Source organism: Rhizobium sp. TAL182, from assembly GCF_002117725.1.
Taxonomy (GTDB): Bacteria; Pseudomonadota; Alphaproteobacteria; order Rhizobiales; family Rhizobiaceae; genus Rhizobium; species Rhizobium esperanzae.
Genome location: NZ_CP021028.1, coordinates 159,646 through 181,589 on the forward strand (window position 1 = coordinate 159,646; position 21,944 = coordinate 181,589).

General features: G+C 62.3%; 15 protein-coding genes and 1 riboswitch. Of the genes, 13 read left to right on the forward strand and 2 right to left on the reverse strand.

Annotated elements, in window-relative coordinates; translation table 11 throughout:
• Positions 1–51: 51 nt before the first annotated feature.
• Entirely contained in the window at positions 52–1,125 is a 1,074-nt protein-coding gene (locus Tal182_RS27370; RefSeq protein ID WP_085861506.1) for a putative urea ABC transporter substrate-binding protein, read from the reverse strand.
• A 74-nt stretch (positions 1,126–1,199) separates the two neighbouring features.
• Positions 1,200–1,311: riboswitch (guanidine-I (ykkC/yxkD leader) on the reverse strand.
• Positions 1,312–1,718: 407 nt separating this feature from the next.
• Here Tal182_RS27370 and Tal182_RS27375 point away from each other — a divergent pair.
• Both Tal182_RS27375 and Tal182_RS32570 read left to right on the forward strand, forming a co-directional pair.
• A complete protein-coding gene (locus tag Tal182_RS27375) occupies positions 1,719–4,307 on the forward strand; it encodes a caspase family protein (RefSeq protein WP_085861507.1) in 2,589 nt (862 codons plus the stop codon).
• A 24-nt stretch (positions 4,308–4,331) separates the two neighbouring features.
• Entirely contained in the window at positions 4,332–4,970 is a 639-nt protein-coding gene (locus Tal182_RS32570) for a tail fiber domain-containing protein (protein WP_085861508.1), read from the forward strand.
• A gap of 89 nt (positions 4,971–5,059) precedes the next feature.
• Here the strand turns inward: Tal182_RS32570 and Tal182_RS27385 are convergent, their stop codons facing one another.
• Positions 5,060–6,664 carry a hypothetical protein gene (locus Tal182_RS27385; RefSeq protein ID WP_085861509.1) on the reverse strand — a complete coding sequence of 535 codons (1,605 nt, stop codon included), beginning with the start codon at positions 6,662–6,664 and terminating at the stop codon, positions 5,060–5,062.
• A gap of 258 nt (positions 6,665–6,922) precedes the next feature.
• Here Tal182_RS27385 and Tal182_RS27390 point away from each other — a divergent pair, with 258 nt between their 5' ends.
• The 11 genes from Tal182_RS27390 to Tal182_RS27440 all read left to right on the forward strand — a co-directional run bounded on the left by Tal182_RS27390 (position 6,923) and on the right by Tal182_RS27440 (position 21,729).
• On the forward strand, positions 6,923–7,513 hold the full coding sequence (locus Tal182_RS27390; RefSeq protein WP_064808235.1) for a hypothetical protein: 591 nt from the start codon (positions 6,923–6,925) through the stop codon (positions 7,511–7,513).
• Positions 7,514–7,732: 219 nt separating this feature from the next.
• Complete coding sequence (locus tag Tal182_RS27395; protein ID WP_085861510.1) at positions 7,733–8,110, forward strand: hypothetical protein; 378 nt, start codon at positions 7,733–7,735, stop codon at positions 8,108–8,110.
• A 211-nt stretch (positions 8,111–8,321) separates the two neighbouring features.
• Positions 8,322–10,283, forward strand: coding sequence for a DUF4384 domain-containing protein (locus tag Tal182_RS27400; RefSeq protein WP_085861511.1), 1,962 nt, complete (start codon positions 8,322–8,324; stop codon positions 10,281–10,283).
• A gap of 22 nt (positions 10,284–10,305) precedes the next feature.
• Positions 10,306–11,922, forward strand: coding sequence for a caspase family protein (locus Tal182_RS27405; protein WP_085861512.1), 1,617 nt, complete (start codon positions 10,306–10,308; stop codon positions 11,920–11,922).
• The gene (locus tag Tal182_RS27410; RefSeq protein ID WP_085861513.1) at positions 11,919–14,465 is read left to right on the forward strand and encodes a trypsin-like serine protease; all 2,547 of its coding nucleotides are present in this window, start codon (positions 11,919–11,921) and stop codon (positions 14,463–14,465) included. The genes Tal182_RS27405 and Tal182_RS27410 overlap by 4 nt, the downstream gene beginning before the upstream one ends.
• Before the next feature lie 14 nt (positions 14,466–14,479).
• Positions 14,480–15,661, forward strand: a complete 1,182-nt coding sequence (locus Tal182_RS27415) for a serpin family protein (protein ID WP_085861748.1) — start codon at positions 14,480–14,482, stop codon at positions 15,659–15,661.
• Between the two features lie 41 nt (positions 15,662–15,702).
• The gene (locus tag Tal182_RS27420; RefSeq protein WP_085861514.1) at positions 15,703–18,108 is read left to right on the forward strand and encodes a serine/threonine protein kinase; all 2,406 of its coding nucleotides are present in this window, start codon (positions 15,703–15,705) and stop codon (positions 18,106–18,108) included.
• A 228-nt stretch (positions 18,109–18,336) separates the two neighbouring features.
• Positions 18,337–18,894, forward strand: a complete 558-nt coding sequence (locus Tal182_RS27425; RefSeq protein WP_085861515.1) for a hypothetical protein — start codon at positions 18,337–18,339, stop codon at positions 18,892–18,894.
• Positions 18,895–19,118: 224 nt separating this feature from the next.
• Positions 19,119–19,871 carry an NYN domain-containing protein gene (locus Tal182_RS27430; protein ID WP_085861516.1) on the forward strand — a complete coding sequence of 251 codons (753 nt, stop codon included), beginning with the start codon at positions 19,119–19,121 and terminating at the stop codon, positions 19,869–19,871.
• A gap of 288 nt (positions 19,872–20,159) precedes the next feature.
• A complete protein-coding gene (locus tag Tal182_RS27435) occupies positions 20,160–20,471 on the forward strand; it encodes a DUF982 domain-containing protein (protein ID WP_085861517.1) in 312 nt (103 codons plus the stop codon).
• Positions 20,472–20,730: 259 nt separating this feature from the next.
• Entirely contained in the window at positions 20,731–21,729 is a 999-nt protein-coding gene (locus Tal182_RS27440; RefSeq protein ID WP_085861749.1) for a DUF4268 domain-containing protein, read from the forward strand.
• Positions 21,730–21,944: the final 215 nt, after the last annotated feature.

Here is a 21,944-nt window from a genome sequence, read left to right on the forward strand (position 1 = left end):
GAAATGCTCCGCTGATGAAGGGGAGGGAGCGCGGGCAGGCCGCGCCCGCGATCAGAGCGAACCGTCGGCGGCTGCCTTCATGTAGGCCTCGGTGAAGCGCAGCTTCACATTGCCGGGGTCGCCCAGCACCTTGCCGTCCGGCATTTCGATGCCGATGACGTCGGCGGATGGCGCGCCGTTGCCGAGCAGTCCCTTCTCGAAAAGGAAGTTGCGCACCAGATCCATGGTCTTCGGCAGATTGGGCGAAGCGGTGAAATCAACCGCATCAGCCGGCTTGTCGAACAGCTTGGTGGCGGCAAGCTGGGCTTCGAAGCCGGCAAGATCGGTGCCCGAAGCCGAGCCCATGGCCTCGCGGGCTGCCTTGCCTTCGGCGGTGTCCGCCCGCAGCAGTGCGGCCGTCTCATACCAGATGCCGGCAAGCGCCTTGCCGAAGTTCGGATTGTCCTTGAGTACGCTGCTATTGGCGACCATCAGGTCGATGATTTCGCCCGGCACCTGCGAACTATCGAACACCTTCTTGGCCGAGGGATCTTCGAGGATGGTGGAGACCAGCGGATTCCACGTGACGACGGCAGAGACGTCAGGCGTCTTATAGGCTGCGACCATGTCGGCATCGGAGGTGTTGACCACCTTCACGTCACGTTCCGTCAGCTTGATGCTTTCGAGCGCGCGGACGAGCAGATAGTGCGAGACGGAGAACTCGACGAGATTGACGTTCTGGCCCTTGATATCGGCAAGGCTCGCCTTGTCCTTCAGGATCACGGCGTCGTTGCCGTTCGAAAAGTCACCGACGATCACGGCAGTCGTATCGACGCCGCCGGCGGCCGGGATCGACAGCCCGTCCATATTGGTCAGCGTCACCGCATCGAAGGCGCCAGCCGTGTACTGGTTCATCGATTCCACATAGTCGTTGAACTGGGTGACGTCGATCTTGATACCGTATTTGTCAGCCCATTTCTTGACGATGCCGTGGTCGGCCGCGTAGCCCCAAGGCATCCATCCGACATAGATGGACCAGGCGACCTTGAATTCCGTCTTCTGTTCCGCCTCTGCGACGGAGGCAAGCCCAAGCATCAGCGATACCGCCAGCGCTGTGGTAGAAGCAATCTTCGAAAAAGTCTGCATTGAAATTCCCCTTCTGCTTTTCTTCAAAAGGGATCGGCAAAGACCATCGTGCCGCCAATCCCTTGGCTTACGAGGTCTCCCGGGCTTTTGTCCCGCCGTGCACCCGACGGTATTTCTCCTCCGCCGGTGGTGGCTCTCGGACCAGTCGCGCTTCAGAAAAGCGCCGGAACCCTAGCCACCAACTCAGCATATTACGTGCAAGAGGTGTGCCAGCTTATAACATGTTGATTTTTCTAGCCTCCGTTCCTTGATTTGCCTATTACTGTGTACACTTTGCGGCATTTGCTAAATTTTTGAGCAGTGATCGGCGCGGCGCGTGTCGGTACTTTCGATGACCCGGCACAGCCGGCACCGTGTCTGTCCTTGGCTGGGCCGGAACCGGTTTTTGCTTGCACCGATCACATTCGGGTAGCCCTGCATTTGCATAAGCCTCGGTAATGGTTCAGATTTACTGTGGGTGACCCTTGACGATACATTTTTTGGAAGCCCTCCAATTGCCTTGGAAATGACCAAACTTGCTTTTTTACAGTCAGGGGAATATTTTTATTTGGCCGGCAATAAATCGTCCAACCAGTACTATCTGCGGTGGAGCTATGCCCGAGTTTCACGGAAAGAACCGCCTTGCGGCTATACTGCTGATCTTCCTGACAGCATTGGTCTTTCTCGGGCTTGAACAGCCCGCTGTCGCCGCATCCGGTGACCAGGACGGCCGGCGGGTTGCCTTGATCGTCGGCAACTCCGTTTATAAGACGCTGCCCTCATTGCCCAATCCTGCCAATGATGTCCAGGAAGTCGCGAACACGCTGCGCAGAGCCGGTTTCGACGTGACGATCGGCATCAATGTCGATCGCATCGGCCTCGAGAACACGGTGCGCAGCTTCCTGCGCTCGGCCAATAATGCAGAGGCCGGTCTCATCTATTATTCCGGCCACGGCATCCAGGTCGGCGGACAGAATTTCATCGTGCCGGTCGATGCGACGCTGGAAACGCCCTATGACGTCGAGACGCAGACCATGCCGCTCGATCTCATCCTGAACCACCTCAAGCAGAATTCGCGCGTGCAGCTGATCTTTCTCGATGCCTGCCGCAACAACCCGTTCAATGCGCAGAAATTCTGGATGGCGGAAAAGCTGGAACCGGTCGGCGCCACGCGCGGCCTGGCGCGCATCGACAGCGATCTCGGCAGCCTGATTGCCTTCTCGACCGAGCCGGGCCAGGTGGCGCTCGATGGCGAGGGGGCGCTGAGCCCCTATTCCGAATCCTTCATCAAGCGCGCCAGCGAGCCGAACAAGGAAATCCGCCAGGTCCTGACCGATGTGCGCCGCGACGTGATCGCCATGACCAATGGCAAGCAGGTCCCCTGGGAAAATTCCTCGCTGATGGACAGCTTCTATTTCATCCCGGCCCCGCCGCCGCCGAGCGTCGAACCGATGCAGCAGGTGAGTGTACCGGAGGGGGCTGCCGCGACCAGGCTGCCGATCGCCCCGCCTCATGACGAAACCGGCGCGGCGCTGCTCGTCACGCTGAACCAGCTTCCCCAGACCGGCAAGCTCAGTTTCGACGGCAAGCCGGTGGAGCAGGGCGCCAAGCTGCCGGCCGCAGCACTGACGGCGCTGAGCTATGATTCATCGGGCGTTGCCGCCGGAACGGTCGGCCTGATCGGTTATTCCGTGAGCGATCCCTATGGCCAGGCGACGCAGGGCGTCGTCGCCATCACCGTCTCGGCCGATGCCGGCGCCAAGCTCGCCCAGCTCGAACAGCAAAAGCAGGCGCGGCTTGCCGATGCCGGCGCCTATCTGAAATCGCTGCCGCGCGACATCGACACGACGATCGGCGTCGGTCCCGTCAAAGCCCATCTGCCTGAAGTCCCTGCATCGGCCGCGGAGATGACCTTCAAGGTCGCAGCCCTGCCCGACAAGGGCACGCTGCGCGCCGGCGACCGGGTGATCGGGCCCGGCCACGTGCTTGAGGCAGCCGATATTCCGGCGCTGTCCTACGAGCCGCAGATCGGCACCGAAAACCAGCCTTTCGCCCTGACGCTGCAGGCCGCCAACGACGACCTGCAGCCCGCTACCGTCACCTTTAAACCGACGCTTGATGACTGTGATAGCGTAGCTGCCGCTCCCCTCGACCTGCAGGGCGTGACCGCCGGCAAGCTGCCGAATGAAATCGATCCTGCCGTCGCGCTGCCCGCCTGCGAGGATGCGGTGAAGACCTATCCCGGCGTTGCCCGCTTCGTTTATCAGCTCGGTCGCGCCCAGCTTGCCAACCGCGACGCCAAGACGGCCTTTGCGACGATCAAGAAGGCGATGGATGCCGGCCATGTCAGGGCGATTTCCGAACTCGCCTCGCTCTATCTCGTCGGAGCGTCCGTCCCGGCAAATCTCGGCAAATCGAGCGAGATAGCCGCGATCGGCGCGAAGAAGGGCGATCCCTACGCGCTCTATGCCTATGGCAAAAGCCTGTTTTATGGCCGCGGTGTGAAAGCCGACACTGAGGAAGGCCTGAAGCTTATGCTCCAGGCCGCCGACCTCGGACACACCTATGCAATGAACGAACTTGGCTACATCTTCTCGAACGGCGTCAACATCCCGGCCGACATGGAACGCGGCATTCGCTTTTACGAGTCGGGCCTCAAGAGAGACGACATCTATTCGATGAACAGCCTCGGGATGATTTATCGCGCCGGCAAAGGCGTGCCGCAGGACCTCGAGAAGGCGCTGGAGCTTTTCAAAAAGGCAGCGGATGGCGGCCAGCCTTATGCCCCGCGCAACATCGGCCTTATGTACAGAGACGGTCAAGGGGTGCCTAAGGACGAGGCTGCAGCCCTCTCCTGGCTGGAAATGGGCGCCGAGCGCGGCGACTATTGGAGCGCGTTCGAACGGGCCAAGATGGCCAAGGGCGACGGTTCAGATGCGGAAAACCTCGTGACCGCTGCTCACTATTTCGCGCTTGCAAGCGCACTCAACAGACCCGGAACCGGCGATCCCAAAAAGCAGTCGGACAAGGAACTCGCATCCTTGGCCGAGCCTGCCAAAAAGAAGGCCGCAGAGGCGTTTTCGGCCGAATTGACTGCGCAGGAACTGAAGGCTCTGCCGAAGACGAAGTCGCTGAACGAGAGGCTGACGCTTCTTGCGAAGGCGACGTGGGCAAAGCGAAATCCGCGATATGATCTTTTTTAAACGGTGATCCCGGGGGCGCCTGACATGACCAGCAAAGTCTTCATTCGTGTACTCCTCTGCTCGACCTTCATCGCCAGCTCGGGAGCCATACTGCAGGGTTGCATCTTCGACCCCGGCGGCAAGACGCTCTTCGCCAATCAGGAGCTGGCGCAGCCGACCCGCAAAAAGACGCCGACCGTGAAAAGGGTCGTCGCAAAAAGTAATGACCAGGAGTCGACTTTTGCTCGATCGGACAAGGGTTCCGGCGGCTCAAGCAGCTCATCCGGAATGGGCGGCGGCTCCGACAGTGATTCTGGCGGCAGCGACGATGGCGGCGGCGGTCCCGCCGGCGGATGGGATTCGGATCGCCGTCTGAAGACGGATATTCGTCGCCTCGGCACGTCCCCTGCCGGCATCCCGATCTATGCATTCCGTTACATCTGGGGCGGGCCGCTCTTTGTCGGTACGATGGCGCAAGACCTGCTGCTGATCAGGCGGGATGTCCTGTCTCAGGACGCAACCGGATACTACACCGTGGACTATGCCGAGCTCGATATCAGAATGATCTCGATACCGGATGAGCTTTCGCTGGCTTCGCCAGCGGCAGCCGCTGCCGTCGCGGCGCTTTCGGTCGACGCTGCAAAGACGCAGCCTTTGATCGGACTTCCGGAATTCGTGCTGTAACCGTTGGCAATCTTATCCAAACGCCCGTGCTGGACGCAACGTTTGTTTGCGTCCAGCCGTAATACTGCACCCTGCAGCCACCCGGCCGTTCAGCCATCCAACCCCTTGAAGCGCACCGGCTGGTAGCCGCGCAGCAGCAGGCTACCGAGCGAATAGGTGTTGCGGCAGACGCGGCCCTTGCAGGCGTTGGGCGTTGCCTCCATCACTTCCACTTTGCGGTCGTCGGTGAAGCGCATGAACAGCATGACATGCGACCCCGGCCGGTTCAGCGCGTCGCCAGGCTGCAGCGACCACGGATCGGCAAGCCGCCTGGTGATACCAGGGATCGCCCGCGTCGAGACATGCATCTTCAGCCCCCAGGCTTCGCTGACGAAGCCGGAGCAGTCGACGCCGAGAATATTGGTTTGCGGCGCGCTCTTGGTGCAGACGTTGCCGGCCGTCTGGCCGTCGATGACGCCATTGGTAAAATCCTCGAGCGGTGTCTTGCAGCCCCAGCAATAGGGCACGCCCTTCACCGTCTGGCCGCGTTTGCCGATCAGATAGAACGGCCGGCGCAGGCGGTTCATGTTAACGCAAGCCGGCCCCGGATCCTTGCCATAGGCCGCCGGCGTCACCAGCCAGTTCAACGTCTCGAAGCCGATCGCCCGCTCGATGACGTCGCCGCGCGATTTCGGCAGGATCGCCACCTTCGGCAGCTTTCCGGGTTTGGCCGCAATCGATGGCTTGGCCGGCCTGGCGACGGCGAGCTTGCGGCCGGGCTCGCGCCCCTCGAGTTTCAGCACCTGCGCCCGGCTCTCCTGCGAGCGAAGGAAAAGCACGTCGCCGCGTGGGCCGATCGCCACGAACCGCCTTGAGAAGACCGTGCCGGCTTCGATCGGCAGATCATAGACGCGCTCCAGCACGCCGTTCGGCGTGAAGCGCACCACCAGCATGCCGGTCCGTTCCGGCCGCTCGGCGGGCACGAGCTCGACCAGCGCGTAGGGTCTGCCTGTCGTGTCGATGTCGAGAAGTTCGACGGTGCCGATGCGGTTTTCCCCAGTGAGCTGAAGCGAGAGGAAATTCTCCTCCGAGCTCGCGCGCCGCAGCAGGATCTCCGCCTTGTCGTTTGCCGCCGAGACTTCGGCAACGATATCGCCGAGCCCGCGGCTCGGCACGTATTGAACGACCGGCGGGCGGGCTTGCGGCCGGCTGGTGCTGCGGCCGATCTCGTCGACGATGCTGTTCAGCGGGCCGGGCGGCACCGAGCCCATCGAGGCGAAGACCGAGCGGGTGTAGTCGTCGGCATCGCCGCCGTCGATGGCGCGCAGAGTCTGTGAGCGGCCATCGGCGCCCGTGGAGCGCTCGAGCGGCACGATGCCGTCGGACCAGAGGTAGAGTTCATTGTGGACGACGGCGAGATCCTCCGGCGCCGTATTTTCGGGCAGTGGCAGGATCTCGGGATCGGCCTGCGAGCGTTCGCCGTCGACGGCGAGCACGCGGCCGTTGTTCTGGTCGAGGATGTAGACCGTGCCGTCGTCGCCGACGGTGATCGCCGCCGGCCCGGACGCTTCGACCTCCTCATTGGCGGAGATGATGCCGACCGAACGGGCGCCGTCGCCGCTCGGCAGCTCGATCATGAGAGTGTCTTTTGCGAGGACAGGCCAGGCGATTGCGATCGCTGCGGCCATCAGAATATGCGAGCTGAAACTGCGCATTGCCGTGAACCCCGGAACAGGATCATTTTGGCCATGTGGGCCTCAATCTGAAGCCTGTTCACAATTAAAGAGTGAGAGAATGATGTCGTCCGAAAACCGTTCACAACTTTCGGCATCATCCCCTTATGACCGTCAAGTCCTTAAAATGTTAGGATAGAAGCGGCTCGTCAGCAAGGCGTTGCTTTCCAAACGATTTGGAGATCGGCGTCGGCGATAGTACAACTTCATCGTCTTGAAGTTTTATTGGCAGGGAAGCCTATGCTGGACTGGAACGGTGACGAACTGGCGCTCGATGTCAGCCTGTTGGAGCAGGTGCGCGCGGCAAGGATCGGGTTTTCCGATCGCGTCTGCGCCGCCTCGGCCAGCAAGGATGAGAAACATCTGGCGCAGCTGCGCTCCGAACCGACCTATCTGATGGCCGAGTTTCTGTATTCGATGAAGGTCTTCGGCATCAACACGGCTGAGGATATCGAGCGCTTCGCCGACCTGCACAATGATTACGTCGTGTCGCTCACCCGCGATCCGGCCAAGCTGCAGCGCCTCGGGCTTTCGCAGGACCGGGCGCTGGCCTCGATGTTCACCGCCGACACCAAGCCGCGGCTGATCCAGAACTGGACTGAGAAGGCAGGCGCCATCGATCAGTCCAATCTCGCCCGTTTCCTGGTCGCCGTCATGTCGAGTGAGACCTGCCGCAAGACGCTGATCGATTTCGAGACGGCCGGCTTCATGCAGCGCAAGCGCTCGCCCTATGGCACGATGGTGGTCTGGTCGACCGGCAGGATCGAGGAAATCTTCGGCGAAATGCTGCGCAATCTCCGCCTCGGCCTGCAGCAGCTGAAGATACTCTGAGCTCTCTCCAGCCGATTTCCACCCTCCCAATCGATTGGCGCCGAGCGCCGTTGCCTTCCATCCGGCCTCTCCCTATTGTCGTTCCAGAGCAATTCCAGCAAAAGTGTGCAGCGGTTTTGCGTTCGGAATTGCGTGAAAACATAGAGATAGAGCAATTCCGTACAAAAGACGGAACTGCTCTAGTCGCGCGATGGCGCCCCTCGGACGGATGTGACGACGATGAAAAAATCACGGCTCATAAGCTTGTCGATCGGCTTGGCGCTGGCGCTTGGGATGCCCGGGCTCGGGTTTGCCGGACCGGTCGAGGATGCGCTTGCGGCGCGAAACCCCGCGCTTGCGGCGCTGCGCCAGCACGATGAAAAGGCCTTTGCCGCCGCCGTTGCTGTCATCGCCGACCATGAACGCGCCGAGGGGCTGACGCCGGGCCAAGGCAAGCTGCCGCAGACGACATCGCCCGGCCGCGACATGGGCTCGGGCTCCGGCAAGGAATTCACATCGGACAATCCGGATATTCTCTGGCTCTACAATTCCTCGCCGGAGGGAATGAGCGACCTGATCTCGATTCTGAAATCAGCCGGCCAGAAGCCGAAGAACTAACGCCCTCACACCAGTCCAGTCAGACTATAAACGCATGCCGGATATTGCCGGCCGTGAGTCTTGCCGCGCCTTCGCCTTCGCACAATCTTTCCGGCTCCAAATAATTTGTAACCCTCCCTCAAGCAAGACAGGCAAGACCATCCCAATTTCACCGGTCAGTGCTATTCTCATCTTCAGCACAGTGTGAGATTGTTCGAAGGGGGAGGTTCCGATGCTCAGCCGCAAAGCCATCCTAGCCGCAGCCACATGTCTTTCGCTTTTTTCGCCGATTCCCGAGGTCGGGGCGCAGAACGAACGCACGCTGACCGAAGCGCCGGCTCAGAGCGGGCCTGTCAGCATCACCTTCGATCGCGCCGAGGCGAGATACGCCATCGGCGAAGTCGTCGGCCTTTTCATCCAGTCGAGCGAGAACGCTTATGTCACGGTGCTGAACGTCTCGCCGAACGGCTCCGTCACCAAGCTCTTTCCGAACAAATACCAGACCGATGCGCTCGTTGCCGCCGGCAAGCGCGTACAGGTGCCGGATCCGGCCAGCGGCGCCAGGCTGCAGGTTTCGGGCCCGGTCGGGCAGGAGCAGATCAAGGTCTTCTATTCCTCCAAGCCGCTGATGATCTTCGCCGACCTCGGCGGCAGCGGCAGCGGCATGTTCCGCTCGATCGACGGCGGCATGGATGCCGTTTCCCGCAGCCTTGAGGAAGCCCGCAGCCTCGGCACCAAGATCAGCAGCAAAACGCTGACGCTGACCACCGTCGACAGCACGGCGGCCCTGCCGGCCCCGGCCGTTCCGCCCGTCGCCGCCGTTCCCGCCGCAAAACCCGCCCCGGTCGAACAGGCGGCAAAGCCGCCCGTTGCGCCGAAACCGCCGGCCGCCCCGAAGCCGAAGCCGGTCGTCAAACCCGAGGTCGCCAAGAAGCCCGAGGTGATCGAAAAGCCGAAGCCGGCGCCGAAACCGGTCGAACAGGCGACGACGCAGCCGCCGAAAAAATACAAGATCGTCACCAATCTGGCGCCCGGCCAGGAGCTTGCTGCCGACGAGCTGCAGCTGATCGGCCCCGCCGACACCACATCATCCACACGCCCCAGCCAATATAAACAACCGAGCCAATATCAGCAGCCCTATAAGCAGCCGTCCCAGTCTGCCCAGACCAAGATGCCGAAACTGCCGATGCCGCAAATCAAGATGCCGCAATTCAAGCTTCCCGGCGGCTTCAGCATCAAGATGCCGCCGCTGAGCTTCGGCCGTTCGGCCGAACCCGGCCAGACCGGCGAGGAGATCGAGGTGGCCAATGCCGACATGCCGGCCTGCAACGCCCTGCTCGACAAGCTGAACACCGCCGTTGCCGCCAAGGACATCACCGCTGCCGCTTCCGAGGCCGATGCCATTGCCGTCAGCGCCGAGTGCGGCCAGTTCCAGGTGAACGCCCAGCGCCGCGTCGCAGCCCTCAGGCTCGCCGCCGCCCAGGAGATGATGGCGGCCGACAAGCCGGTCGCCGAATATGAACCGCTGCTCGTCGCCGCCGACAGCCCGCAGGTGCTCTGGCAGGCCTCCGCCACGCTCGGCGAGATCTATTTCTCCGCCCGCCGGTTCGCCGATGCCGCCGCCGATTACCAGCAGGCGATCGAGATCATCAAGAACGAGACCCGCACGCCGAAGGCGCCGCCGGCCGAGACCATTTCCGATCTCATCCAGCGCGCCGCCCAGGCCCGCATCCTCGCCGCCAACCCGACCAGCGACAATCCGCAGGGCAGCTTCGTGCCGGCCGAAAAAGACCACCGCAGTGGCGTGCTCGGGGGCATCTATTCGGAGAATGTGCGCGGCATCGTGCCGGTCTCCATCCCGGTACCGATCACCTTCGATTTCGACAAGTCGACCTTCACCTCGATCGGCACCGAGGCCGCTGAGGAATTGCTGGAAGCGCTGAAGGAGCAGAAGCCCGGCCGCGTCATCCTCATCGGCCATACCGATCGCAAGGGTGGCGATGATTATAATCAGAAGCTCTCCGAGCGCCGCGCCCAGGCCGTTGCCGATTTCCTGAAAAACCACGGCATCGACGCCACGATCGATGCCGAAGGCCGCGGCTCCTCCGAGCCGGTGGACGTCACCGCCACCGCCAACCTCACCGAAGACGATATCGACGCGCTCAATCGCCGCGTCGAATGGCGCCGCGAATAGAGGGGGCGAGGGGGAACCGGCCATGTCCACATTCGCTCCCATGGCCGCCGCACTCGCCCTTCTTTCACTCGCGGGCACGGACAGCCTTGCCAGGACGCTCGAAGCGCCCGAGCGCGGCACGGTCAGAGCCGTTCTGATCGGCATCGATCTCTATCGCAATGTCCCGCCGCTGCACGGCGCCGTCGCCGATGCCGAGGATCTTTCCCTGTCGCTGCGCTCGCTCGGCGTCGAGGACATGACGCTCTTGAAGAACGGCGCTGCCGACCGCCAGGGCATCTTCGATGCGATCGGCGCCGTCACGCAAAGGGCAGGCGAGGGCGATCTCGTCGTGCTCGGCATCGCCGGCCATGGATCGAGCGAGCCGGAGCGCGTCAAAGGCTCGAAATCGAGCGGCCGCGACGAGGTCTATGTGCTGGCCGGCTTCGATACCAGGCTGCCGGGATCGCGCGAGCGCATCTTCGGCGACGAATTCAAGGTGCTGATCCACAGGCTGGAGCAAAAAGGTGCCGAGGTCCTGTTCATCGCCGATACCTGCCATGCCGGCGGCATGACCCGCAACGTCGATCCGCGCGGCGCCGAGATCACCTGGCGCCAGGCGCCGTCCTATACGATCGAGGAGGATGACCTCGCGCCGATTTCGACGACAACAGACGCCCTCTCCACCGGCTTCGACTACAAGCGACTGACCTTCCTTGCCGCCGTCGACGACAACACCAAATCGCCGGAAATAACAATTCCCGGCATTGCTGAGAAGCGCGGGGCACTGAGCTATGCCACAGCCCGCGCCTTCGAAGGCGCGGCCGACCGCAACAGCGACGGCACTGTGACCCGCCGCGAGCTGTTCGAATATGTCCGCCAGTCGGTCTATCAGTACACCGACCAGCGCCAGAACATCTTCACGCAAAGCCCGCCCGGGGCGGATCTCGACCACGCCGTCGTCTATGCCTATGACACGACAGCCCCGGCGGAAGCGCAGAAATCGAATGTGCCGCCACCGCCGCCCGAGCCTGCCCCGATCACCGTCGCCGCCCTCGGTTCCGAGCCGGTACTGCAGGGTATTGATCCGGCCGTCACGCCGTTCAACTTGACCGACGGCGCCCAGGCCGAACTCGTCTTCGATCCGCAAAAGCGCGAGGCGATCGCCGGCGGCGATGTCGTCGCCTCCGAAGTCGGCGCCGGCGACATGCCCTTCGTCGTCGACCGGATGGCGGCGCTCGACACGCTGAAGCGGCTGTCGGAGATCAACCCCCAAACCGTGCGGGTGACACCGTCCGACAGGGTCCATCGCGACGGCGAGCGCGTCGGTGTCACGGTGTCCGAGCTTGCCGGCCGCAAGCTCGTGCTGTTCGACGTCACCGGCGACGGCACCGTGCAGTTCCTCTATCCCGGCGACAGGGAAGCCGATGCCGAGATGTCTGCAACCTTCGATCTCGATCTTTCCGTCGTCGCCCCCTTCGGCACCGACCTGCTCGTCGCCGTCACCTCGGAGGCGCCGATGCCTGGTCTGGTCGAATTCCTGAAACAGAACGACAGGCGCCGCACCGCCGGCAATATCGCCAGACACCTCGGCGAACTTCTGCCCGAGGGCGCACGCGTCGGATTTACGGTCCTCTATACCTCCGCCGGAGCCAGGCTATGAGCACGTCGATCAGCAGGGTCCTCAACATTGCGGCCGTCCTCCTGCTTCTGGCCGCTCCTGCCCTGGCGCAGCAAGACACGGATTTTGCCGGCGAGGATGGCGGCCGGGTGATCGGCGGCCAGGCGGCGAAGAAAGGCGAATGGCCCTGGCAGGTGAAGATCCTGGCGCCCGATCCCGAGCAGCGCGGCCGCTTCGGCGGTCATTGCGGCGGCTCGCTGATCTCGCCGCGCTGGATCCTGACCGCCGCCCATTGCGTCACCAGCGGCCGTTCCGGCAAGCAGGACCTCTTCGCCCGCGACCTCCTGATCGTCGAGGGAAAGCAGAAGGTCGACAAGGTGATCTCGGTCGACGGGCCTGACAAGCCGGGGCTGTCCGTCGAAGACGTGATCATCCACGAGGATTTCGACCGCAAGGTCTTCGCCAACGACATCGCCCTCATCAAGCTTGCCGAACCCGCCGTCTCGAAACCGGCAATCCTCGCCTCGGTCTCGGACGAGACCGTCGAAAGCCCCGGCCACACCGCCGTCGTCACCGGCTGGGGTTACACCAAGGCCGATCACGGCTGGGATGACAAATACCTGCCGACCGAACTGCAGGAGGTCGAGCTGCCGCTCGTCTCGCGCGAGGATTGCCGCGCCGCCTATCGCGAGAGCTCGATGCGCATGAACCCGATCGACGAGCGCAATGTCTGCGCCGGCTATGCCGAGGGCGGCAAGGATGCCTGCCAGGGTGACAGCGGCGGGCCGCTGGTCGCGCAGCGCCCCGACAAGCGCTGGATCCAGCTCGGCATCGTCAGCTGGGGCGCCGGCTGCGCCGAGGCCGAGCATTACGGCGTCTACACCCGCGTCGCCGCCTTCCGCGATTGGATCGCCGCCAAGACGGACGGCGACGTGCCGAACGCGCCCGACACCTCAGCTGCTGCCGCCGGCGACCAGGTGGCGGCGATCGGCACCAAGCGCCGGCCTGCTCCCAGCGAGACGGCGGCCGGGATGAAGCAGAAACAGACGCCGGCCGCACAGATCGAGGCCAACCTTGCGATCACCACACCGCCCGACGCCACGAAGGCGCCTGCGGGAACGACGGAGACTCCACCAGCCGCTTCACCCGACGGCAGTCAGCCCGAGGTTCAGGCGCCGGCCGCCGAGCTGCCGATGGCCGTGCGTTCCCCCGGAGACCGCGCGCTTCTGATCGGCATCGACGATTATGAGATGCGCGAGGCGAAGCTGACGGGCTCGGTCGACGATGTGAAGGCGATGCAGCTCTTCCTCGTCAAGACGGTCGGCTACCGTCCCGAACAGATCCACACGCTCACCAACCGCAAGGCTAGCCGCGCCGCGATCCTTGCCGAGATCGACGACTGGCTCGTGCGCCAGTCGCAGACCGGCAGCCGTGTCTTTCTCTATTTCAGCGGCCAGGGCTCCGAGGAAATGGGCGCCGAGGCGACGACGAGCCCGACGCTGGTTGCCGCCGATGCCAAGCTGGTGCGGGACGGCGGTAAGGTGACCGTCACCAACCAGATCCGCGAGACCGAAATCGCCGCCCGGCTGAACAGCCTCAAGGACCGCCGCGTCACGCTGCTGATCGATGCCTGCCATGTCGGCCCCGGCAGCCGCAGCGCGGTCGCCGCACCCGCCGGCGGCACGGTGCGCTGCCTCGGTCCGGCCCTGGCGTCGCTGCAGCCGCCGAACCGGTCCGGCAAGGAAGCGAAATTCTCCTTCGGCGGCGAAACGGCGATGGTCTGGTCGGCGGTCAATGCAGGCCAATGGGCGCTGGTCGATACCGAGGCCAAACCGCCGCTCGGCGTCTTCACCCGCCGCTTCATCGAAGGCGTGCAGGAAGGGGTGGCGCGCGCTTCCGACAAGCCGAACGTTAGCAACGCCGCCCTGCTCGATTATGTCAGGCGCAAGTCCGACGAATATTGCCGGGCCCATTCTGGGGATTGCCGCTTCACGCCGGTGCCGCAATTCTACGGCCTGCCGGACGCGCTCGGCCGCGACGTCGTCACCGGCGAGGAGGCGAAGACGCCGGTCGCCGCCGTCGAAAATACATTGAAAACCGACAACGAGGCGGGTGTTGCCGTGGACGTGCTGCCCGGCACTTCGGTCAGCATCGGCGACAAGGTGGCGATGCGAGTCTCCACCAAGAAGCCTGGCTACCTGATCCTCGTCGATATTGACGCGGCGGGCAAGTTGACGCAGCTCTATCCGAACAAACGCTCGATGGGCCTGAAACCGACCGCCAAGGGCGGCGACAACCGGCTCGACCCGGCACGGCCCGTGGTCGTGCCCGATGCCCGCAATCCCTATATCGGCTTCGAATATGTGGTGGAGGGGCCGGCCGGCGTCGGCATGGTCGTCGCCATCCTCAGCGACAAGCCGATCGAAGTGCTCGACCTGCCAGACGTGCCGACGCCGCTCGTCGGCCAGCGCGCCGCCTTCAACTATGTCTACGACCTCGCCCGAAGCCTCAGGATCGTCGGCGACGACGAGACCGGCGTCCAGGGCAAATGGTCGTTCGATTCCAAATTCTATCGCATCCGCTGAAAGAGGAGCGAATGATGTCGAAATCCATTCTGCTGGCGGGCCTCGCCGCTTCCCTGATGGCGCTGGCGCCCGCCCATGCGGGCGACGCCACTGACACCAGCGCGGTCCTTGCCGCCCAGGCCGGGCTTGCCGTCGACCTGATCGACCGCACGCTGGCGAAGGAAGGGGCGGCCAACATCATGGTGTCGCCGGCAAGCCTTGCTGCCGCTCTCGGCCTCGCAGGCCTCGGCGCCTCGGATGCGGGCAAGGCGGCGATCGCCAAGGGGCTGGGCTTCGGCGATGCGGTCAAGGGGCCGGAGAAGGTGCTCGACGAGATGAACCCGAAGATGCCGCCGGCGGCCGACGCGCCGCTCGCGTCAGGCGTTGCGATCGTCTTCGACGACAAACTGGCGCTCGTTCCCGATGCCCTCTCCATGCTGGCCGGTCACCGCATCAAGCCGTCGATCGAGGATCTCGATCAACCGCAATCCGTCGAGCACATCAACGGCTGGGTCAGGCAGGCGACGCGCGACGCCATTCCGGCGATCCTGGAAACCCCGCCCGGCGGCGGCTTCATCAGCCTCGGGGCGCTCTCCTTCAAGGCCCGCTGGAAAACCGCCTTCGAGGCTCAGAGCCCGGCGGCGCCGTTCCGGCGGCCGGACGGCTCGATGGTCTCGGTGCCGATGATGCATCTTGCCGGCGACGGCCAGAAATTCCGCGTCGACGACCGCTTCGCAGCCGTCGACCTCGCCTATTCAGGTGAAACCTACCGCATGGTGGTGATCGCGGCGCGCTCCGAACAAGGCGTTGGCGGCGCCGATCTCAAAACCCTTGCCTCCTGGCTCCAGGGCGAGAAATTCGAAGCCGCCAAGGGCGAAATCTTCCTGCCCCGCTTTTCCCTCAATGACGGGCGTGATTTGATGCCGACACTCCACGCGATGGGGCTTTCGCCCGAAAAGGCGAGCGATGCGGCTTTTCCCGGGTTCACCACGGAAAACATCAGCTTGTCGCGCGTTCTGCAGAAGACGATGATCAAGGTCGATGAGAACGGCACGGAAGCGGCGGCGGCAACCGCTGTGGTCACCGAGCGCAGCATCGATCCGAAACTGGTGCGGGTGAGCGCGGATGCCCGTTTCGCCTTTGCGCTGCGGGACACGAAGACCGGCCTGTTTCTCGCCGCCGGCCTGATCGGCGATCCGCTTCTGGCGGGTGAATGACATGCGCTTTGATGAAGACAAAATGGCAGGGGGACACGTGCATGAGAAGTGATCTGATCGCCCGCTACACGATCGGCGAGCCGGTCTACGAGAACGAGTTCATCGTCTATCCGGCTCAGGACAAGCGGATGGATCGTTCGGTCTTCATCGTCGCGCCTGACGTGGCGCTGAAACTGGACAAGGCCCGCTTCGAGCGGGTCTGGACCTCGGTCAACGAGGCCAAATCGCTGACGGCGCGGCGTTTCGTCGAGATCGAGGACCTCATCCCGCCGTCGCCGGAAGACGACAATTTTTATATTGTCGAGAAGCGGCCGTCGAAGACGCTGCACCAATATCTCGAGGAAACCGAGATGGTGGCCTATGACCGCGCCATCGAGATCGGCCGCCATATCCTCGAAGGGCTGGCGACGCTGCATGGGGCGGGTTATGCCCACAATGCGCTGACCGACCAGTGCATCTATGTGTCGGAGGATTATTCCGGCCTCTCGGTCCGGATCGGCAACCTGCACCTGATCTCCAGGATCGGCGAGCACATCATCCCGCCCTATGCGCCGGAATTCGGCGCGCCGGAGATCTATGCCAGCGGCACCTTCTCCGCTTCGGCCGCGCTCGATATCTATGCGATGGGCATGATCGCCTACAAGCTCTTCCTGCCGCGCCAGACCTATGCCAGCGTCTTCGACAGCGTCATGGTCTGGGAGGACGAACATCAGCGCGAGCAGAGCTGGAAAAACATCCATCTCGACCCGTCCAACATCTTCCCGCGCCTCGACGTGCTGATCCCCGGTTTCCCCGAGGGCCTGGCCAGCCTGATCGAGAGAATGTTGAGCCGCGACCCGGCCCAGCGGCCGCGCATGGGCGCCGATGCGCTCGGCGAATTCAGCCGCGTCACCACCGGCATCCAGCCGATGGCCTGGGATCCGCGCGGCGGCATGCCGCAACAGCCGGAAACCCCGAAGCGGAAGAAATGGACGCTTGCGCATTTCTCGATGATCGGTGCGCTGCTCCTGATCTGCATCGGCGTCGGCGTCGTCACCATCCCGAAGCTGCTGCGCCCCGATCCCAAGCTCGTCGCCGATGTCGGCACCTGGAAGAAGGAGGCCGAAAGCCGCAGGGACAAAGCAATCGCCGCCAAGGCGCCGGAACGCCCCTCGGGCGACGAGGCGAAGCTCTCCTATGATGCTGGCGCCGCCGCACTGACCGAGGCCAATGCCCTGCTCAAGGACGAGGACTATAAGAAGGCGCTTCCCGGCTACCAGAAGGCGGCGATCAGCCTCGGCAAGTCGCTCATCACAATCTCGAAAGAAAATGCCGAGAAGGCCAAATCAGCCGCTGCCGCCGCCGGCGGTGACAAGGCCCCGAGTTTTGCCGAGGCCGACAGCAAGATGAAGGCCGCCGCCGACAGCGCCGCCGCCCAGCAGATGCACGGCGCGGTCGATAATTACGAGGCCGCCAAAACGGCTTACGACGATCTCGCCAAGGCGCTGACCGCGCTGACGGCGGCCGAAAAGGACGCCACGGCAAAACGCGACACCGTCACCCGCATCGGTGCCGGCGACAGCCCCGACGTCGCCAAGGCGACTGGCCTCATGACCGAGGCCAAGGCCAAGGCCGAGCAGTGGCAGCTGCCGGCCGCGACCTCGGGCTATGGCGACGCCGCCAAGCTCTTCGCCGCGCTGATATCGGATGTCATGGCGGCCAAGGACGAGGCGACGGCGCTGAGGCAGAAGGTCACCGATCTCCACGCCTCGCTGACGACACGCGCCGGCCCCGCCGATCCGACACTGGCCGCACTCGCGCCGAAGCTCACCGAGGCCGACGGCCGCTACACCGCCGAGGCATACAAGCTCGCCATCGCTGCCTATCAGCCGATCCTCGCCGATCTCGAAGCGCTGTCAGCGCGCGGCTTCTGCCCGGTTGCACCCAATGTCGCCTTCGAGACCATCCCGGCCGGCAGCTATTCGCTTGACAATGTCCGGCTGATGACCTCGTCGCTGAAGGAGCTCGGCGGCATGCTCGGCGTCGCCAATGGCGCCGTGAAGGTCGAAAAGTCCTTCTGCATGCAGGCAAAGGCGGTGACCCGCGCTGAAATGGCAGAGTATTACACCGCCAACGCAGACCCGGCCTCCGCCCAGGCCTATGCCGGCAATCCCGAGCAGCCGGCCGACGACGTGCCGCTCGCCGAGGCGCAAAACTATACCGCCTGGCTGTCGAAACAGCTGAACGCCCCCATTCACCTGCCGTCGGCGACCGAATGGATGGCCAGCGCCGTCAAGCTGACGACGGAAAAACTGCCCGACAATGGCGACATCATCCTGCAATGGAGCGCCACCCCCTGCGAAGCCGGCGGCAATGTCGCCTTCATGGCCCAGGAAGGCTCCACCTTCGTCGTCTGCTCGGATGCTTCGGCCGGCGGGATTTTTCGGGTGAGCGCCGAGTTGCGGTGACGAAGGGGCGGGACCGGAAAGCGAAACTCCGGCTGCATGCGGCCGATGAGGCGGGTATCGCTACTCTATCGCGGGTTCTGCGGGGAATGGATGAGCAGCGGCCGGGCGTTTTCTTTGAGGATGATCCTTATTCAAGGGCTTCTCGTGATCATTGCGCCCTGCGCCTGATGCGATCATCTCAAGGATGAGGCAGGCAAAAAGCTCGTCCAGCCTCATAGGAGTTTTGCCATGCTGATCAATTTGAATGGCTGGCCCGGCGTCGGAAAACTGACGACCGGGCGTGAGTTGAAAGCACTCATTGGCGGAAGACTCCTTGACAACCACACCATATTAAATGTGGGAAGTGCTTTGGCCGAGAGCGGAACCTCTGAATACTACCAGTTGGTTCGCGCCGTCAGGTCAGCCGCCTTTGCAGCAGTACTCAAATTACCGCCAGCGCTTCCGGTCATTCTAACGAACGTCGTGGCTCGCGGAGGAACGAGTGGGTTTCTCGAGGAGAACTGGCAGGCGATTGCAGATTTGGCTAAATCACGAGGATGCCCTCTTTTCTCCGTTACGCTCACCTGCTCCGCTGTGGAAAATAGACATCGCATCGTGAATGGAGAACGCGGAGCCCTGGGAAAAATTCAGGATCCAGATGTCTTGGACGCCCTGGCAGGTGAGCGTGTTCTCTTCGACGACGGCGCGACCTTCCGGACGACTATCGACAATACGCACTTGTCCCCTGCAGAGACGGCGCGGCATATTCAACAGTGGATTAGCTCCGGAGGCGTTACGTCGGTCTGAGAGACCCCGTCACCCTGACGGTAGTGTCCGCGGACCTTGTTCCCTCTTCTCCCCACAGGGAGAAGGTGGCCCGAAGGGTCGGATGAGGGGGCCGCACGGCCCTCCATTTATGGCGCGCTTTAGCTGCTTCCATTGCAATAGATGATGTGTGATGCAAACGTTTGGTTCAAGGAACGACAGAGTCTGCCTGCTCAATTTTGGAATCAATCGCACGGAGCTTCGACATGCCTGAACCACGATCGCCACGTCTTGCGGTTCTTATCGATGCTGACAATGCCTCCGCAAAGATCGTTGACGGTCTATTCGAGGAGATAGCCAAGATTGGTGAAGCGAGCGTCCGGCGCATCTATGGCGACTTCGCCAATGCTCGCTCGAAGGCATGGATCGACGTCCTTGCAAAACACGCGATCATCCCTCAACAACAGTTTGCCTACACCACGGGTAAGAACGCGTCCGACATTACGCTGGTCATCGACGCGATGGACTTGCTCCATAGTGCCCGCTTCGACGGCTTCTGCTTGGTATCATCAGATAGCGATTTCACGCGTCTCGCCTCACGCATCCGGGAGCAGGGGATCGATGTCTTCGGTTTCGGGGAACAGAAGACCCCGGAGAGTTTCCGCCAGGCATGCCGTCGGTTTATCTACACGGAAAATCTGACGCCTTCAGTCGTGTCGAACGGAGCGGACGCCGCACAGGTTGCGTCTTCACTACGCCCGCCTAGCGCCGCAACACCGATCATCAAAAGAGTAATCGCGCAGATGGAGACCGAGGACGGATGGATCCCTCTCGGCGCGGTTGGAACCCAACTCGCCAACCTGGCATCCGACTTCGACCCACGAACGTTCGGATTCAAGAAGTTGAGCGATCTGGTCAAGAAGACGAACGCCTTCGAGGTCGATCATGCCGAAGGCCGTCCGTTTCGCATCCGGCTGAAACCTGCGCCAACAAAAAGCAGCGTGAAGCCGGCAACCTAACGCATCGGCAGACAACGCGAGATTGGATCTCAGATCGCCAAAAGCGCTCGCAGGTTCAGCCGAAACATCGGGACGTGTGCTAGGGTTTTGCGTTTCGATATGATTTGGATTGTCGCTCCCTTTGCTTCGGCGGCGGCCTCTTCAGCGTAAGCGCCGAATTACGGCGAACTTCATCACAAATTCGCGTTCAAGCCGTGTCTCACGACAAATTTCAATTCCAAATTTCCAAATACGCGCGTACATTGAACATGGGGACTGAAGTATCCGTGCGTTGAGGGGTCGGGGTTAATGTGCTGGAATACATCATCAGCATTCACGCCTGTCGGGTTTGCTTTGCGAGGTCCGAAATCTCGCAAGATCGTGTGGACATTGGGCGACGCGGCCCGTCTCCTGATGAACGACTGGCCTTGCGACGACGGCGAGGAATATATGGCCGCCGTCAAAGCCTGCGTCGACGCCATCACCGGCAAAATTGCCCCGGAACAATTCCGCGAAGTGCTTCTGCGTGCGGCCGAAGAGGCGGGTATTGCTACTCTATCGCTCGTTCCGCAGGGAGTGGGAGGGCGACGACCCGGTCTTCCCCCCACGATGCTAATATAGGCTCTTCTTCAAGGGACTATCCGCTTCATAAGGTTTCAGCCAAGAGCTGTCGTTGGGCTCGGTGTGAAGGAACAACCGGTTTGGAGCCGGAAGCGGAGATGTCCGCGATAGGCGCATTCATCGAATAGCTGTCGATAGCAGCCGACCTATTGCAGTCGCCCGGACCCCGAAAAAATTCCCAATTGCAGGCATTCGCGCCTGCGAGGTTTGCACTGAATCATTCCGACGGGTATTGGATATGGATCACGAAGGGGGAAGCATGAGTGCATATAATCTCGGCAAGCTCGTAAGGATCGAGCTTCGTGATATCTGGATGAGTGAATCATCTCACTTCACCCCGTGGCTGGCGCGCGAAGAAAACCTTCTCACACTTGGCGAAACGCTCGGGCTTGAGCTTGAACTAGAAGCGCAAGAGAGGGCGGTAGGGCCGTTTCGCGCCGACATACTATGTAAGGATATTGGCACCAATGCTTGGGTACTGATCGAGAATCAGCTTGAGCGTACCGACCATTCTCATCTTGGGCAATTGTTGACTTATGCCTCTGGCTTAGAGGCCGTGACGATCGTTTGGGTTGCCGCTCGGTTCACCGAAGAACACCGCTCCACACTCGATTGGCTGAACCGCATCACCGACGAAACCTTTCGATTCTTTGGGGTGGAGGTAGAGCTTTGGAGGATCGGTGAATCGCCGGCCGCTCCCCGCTTCAACATCGTGTCCAAGCCCAACAACTGGAACAAACTCGTGACACAGGCCGCGCGAGCGATCGACGAGGCTGAGCTTACTGGCACCAAGGCGCTTCAACTGGCTTACTGGAGTGCATTGGGCAGCGTCCTGATGGCGAAGGGCGGCCCACTGGCAAGAGAGCGTAAGCCGCAACCGCAATCCTGGATGTCCTATTCGATCGGACGCAGCGGTTTTGGGATCAACGCTGCGATGGTGCGACCGAAACGACAGGTGCGTGCCGAGCTTTATATCTCCAATGCCGACGCCAAAGCATTTTTCCATCTGCTCCATGAACAGAAATCGGAGATCGAGGCAGAACTCGGCTATGCTCTTGATTGGAACGAACTGCCCGAGGGCAGGGACACGCGAATATCGACGCCACTCAACGAGATCGATCCGGAGGATCGAGCGGATTGGCCTCGCCAACACGATTGGCTAGCCGCGCGACTGAACGAGCTCTACCGTGTGTTCGTAAACCGGGTTAAGGGATTGGATGCGAGCGCTTGGCAGCCAGAAGATGCGCTTAAAGCTTAAAGGCCTGTCGTCTAGGCCGCTCGAGAGCGAGTATCGTAAAGTCCATTCCTTGCATTACCAAAAGGCCGCCATTCCGCTTCCCACCGTGAGAGACATTCCCGTCGTCTAGGGGACTGCCAGCTTTGGGATACGCATGAAGCCGCCTAACGGCTGAATGGAGGGCGGAGCGGCCGTTTGGAGGCACCGCCGCAATGTCCGTTTTGGGGTGAAGGCAA

Coding starts and splice junctions, on each gene's coding strand:
- Tal182_RS27390 (WP_064808235.1), top strand. CDS start 6,923: ATGCTGGACTGGAACGGTGACGAACTGGCGCTCGATGTCAGCCTGTTG.
- Tal182_RS27405 (WP_085861512.1), top strand. CDS start 10,306: ATGTCCACATTCGCTCCCATGGCCGCCGCACTCGCCCTTCTTTCACTC.
- Tal182_RS27395 (WP_085861510.1), top strand. CDS start 7,733: ATGAAAAAATCACGGCTCATAAGCTTGTCGATCGGCTTGGCGCTGGCG.
- Tal182_RS27430 (WP_085861516.1), top strand. CDS start 19,119: ATGCCTGAACCACGATCGCCACGTCTTGCGGTTCTTATCGATGCTGAC.
- Tal182_RS27385 (WP_085861509.1), bottom strand. CDS start 6,664: ATGCGCAGTTTCAGCTCGCATATTCTGATGGCCGCAGCGATCGCAATC.
- Tal182_RS27370 (WP_085861506.1), bottom strand. CDS start 1,125: ATGCAGACTTTTTCGAAGATTGCTTCTACCACAGCGCTGGCGGTATCG.
- Tal182_RS27375 (WP_085861507.1), top strand. CDS start 1,719: ATGCCCGAGTTTCACGGAAAGAACCGCCTTGCGGCTATACTGCTGATC.
- Tal182_RS27400 (WP_085861511.1), top strand. CDS start 8,322: ATGCTCAGCCGCAAAGCCATCCTAGCCGCAGCCACATGTCTTTCGCTT.
- Tal182_RS27435 (WP_085861517.1), top strand. CDS start 20,160: ATGTGCTGGAATACATCATCAGCATTCACGCCTGTCGGGTTTGCTTTG.
- Tal182_RS32570 (WP_085861508.1), top strand. CDS start 4,332: ATGACCAGCAAAGTCTTCATTCGTGTACTCCTCTGCTCGACCTTCATC.
- Tal182_RS27440 (WP_085861749.1), top strand. CDS start 20,731: ATGAGTGCATATAATCTCGGCAAGCTCGTAAGGATCGAGCTTCGTGAT.
- Tal182_RS27410 (WP_085861513.1), top strand. CDS start 11,919: ATGAGCACGTCGATCAGCAGGGTCCTCAACATTGCGGCCGTCCTCCTG.
- Tal182_RS27415 (WP_085861748.1), top strand. CDS start 14,480: ATGTCGAAATCCATTCTGCTGGCGGGCCTCGCCGCTTCCCTGATGGCG.
- Tal182_RS27425 (WP_085861515.1), top strand. CDS start 18,337: ATGCTGATCAATTTGAATGGCTGGCCCGGCGTCGGAAAACTGACGACC.
- Tal182_RS27420 (WP_085861514.1), top strand. CDS start 15,703: ATGAGAAGTGATCTGATCGCCCGCTACACGATCGGCGAGCCGGTCTAC.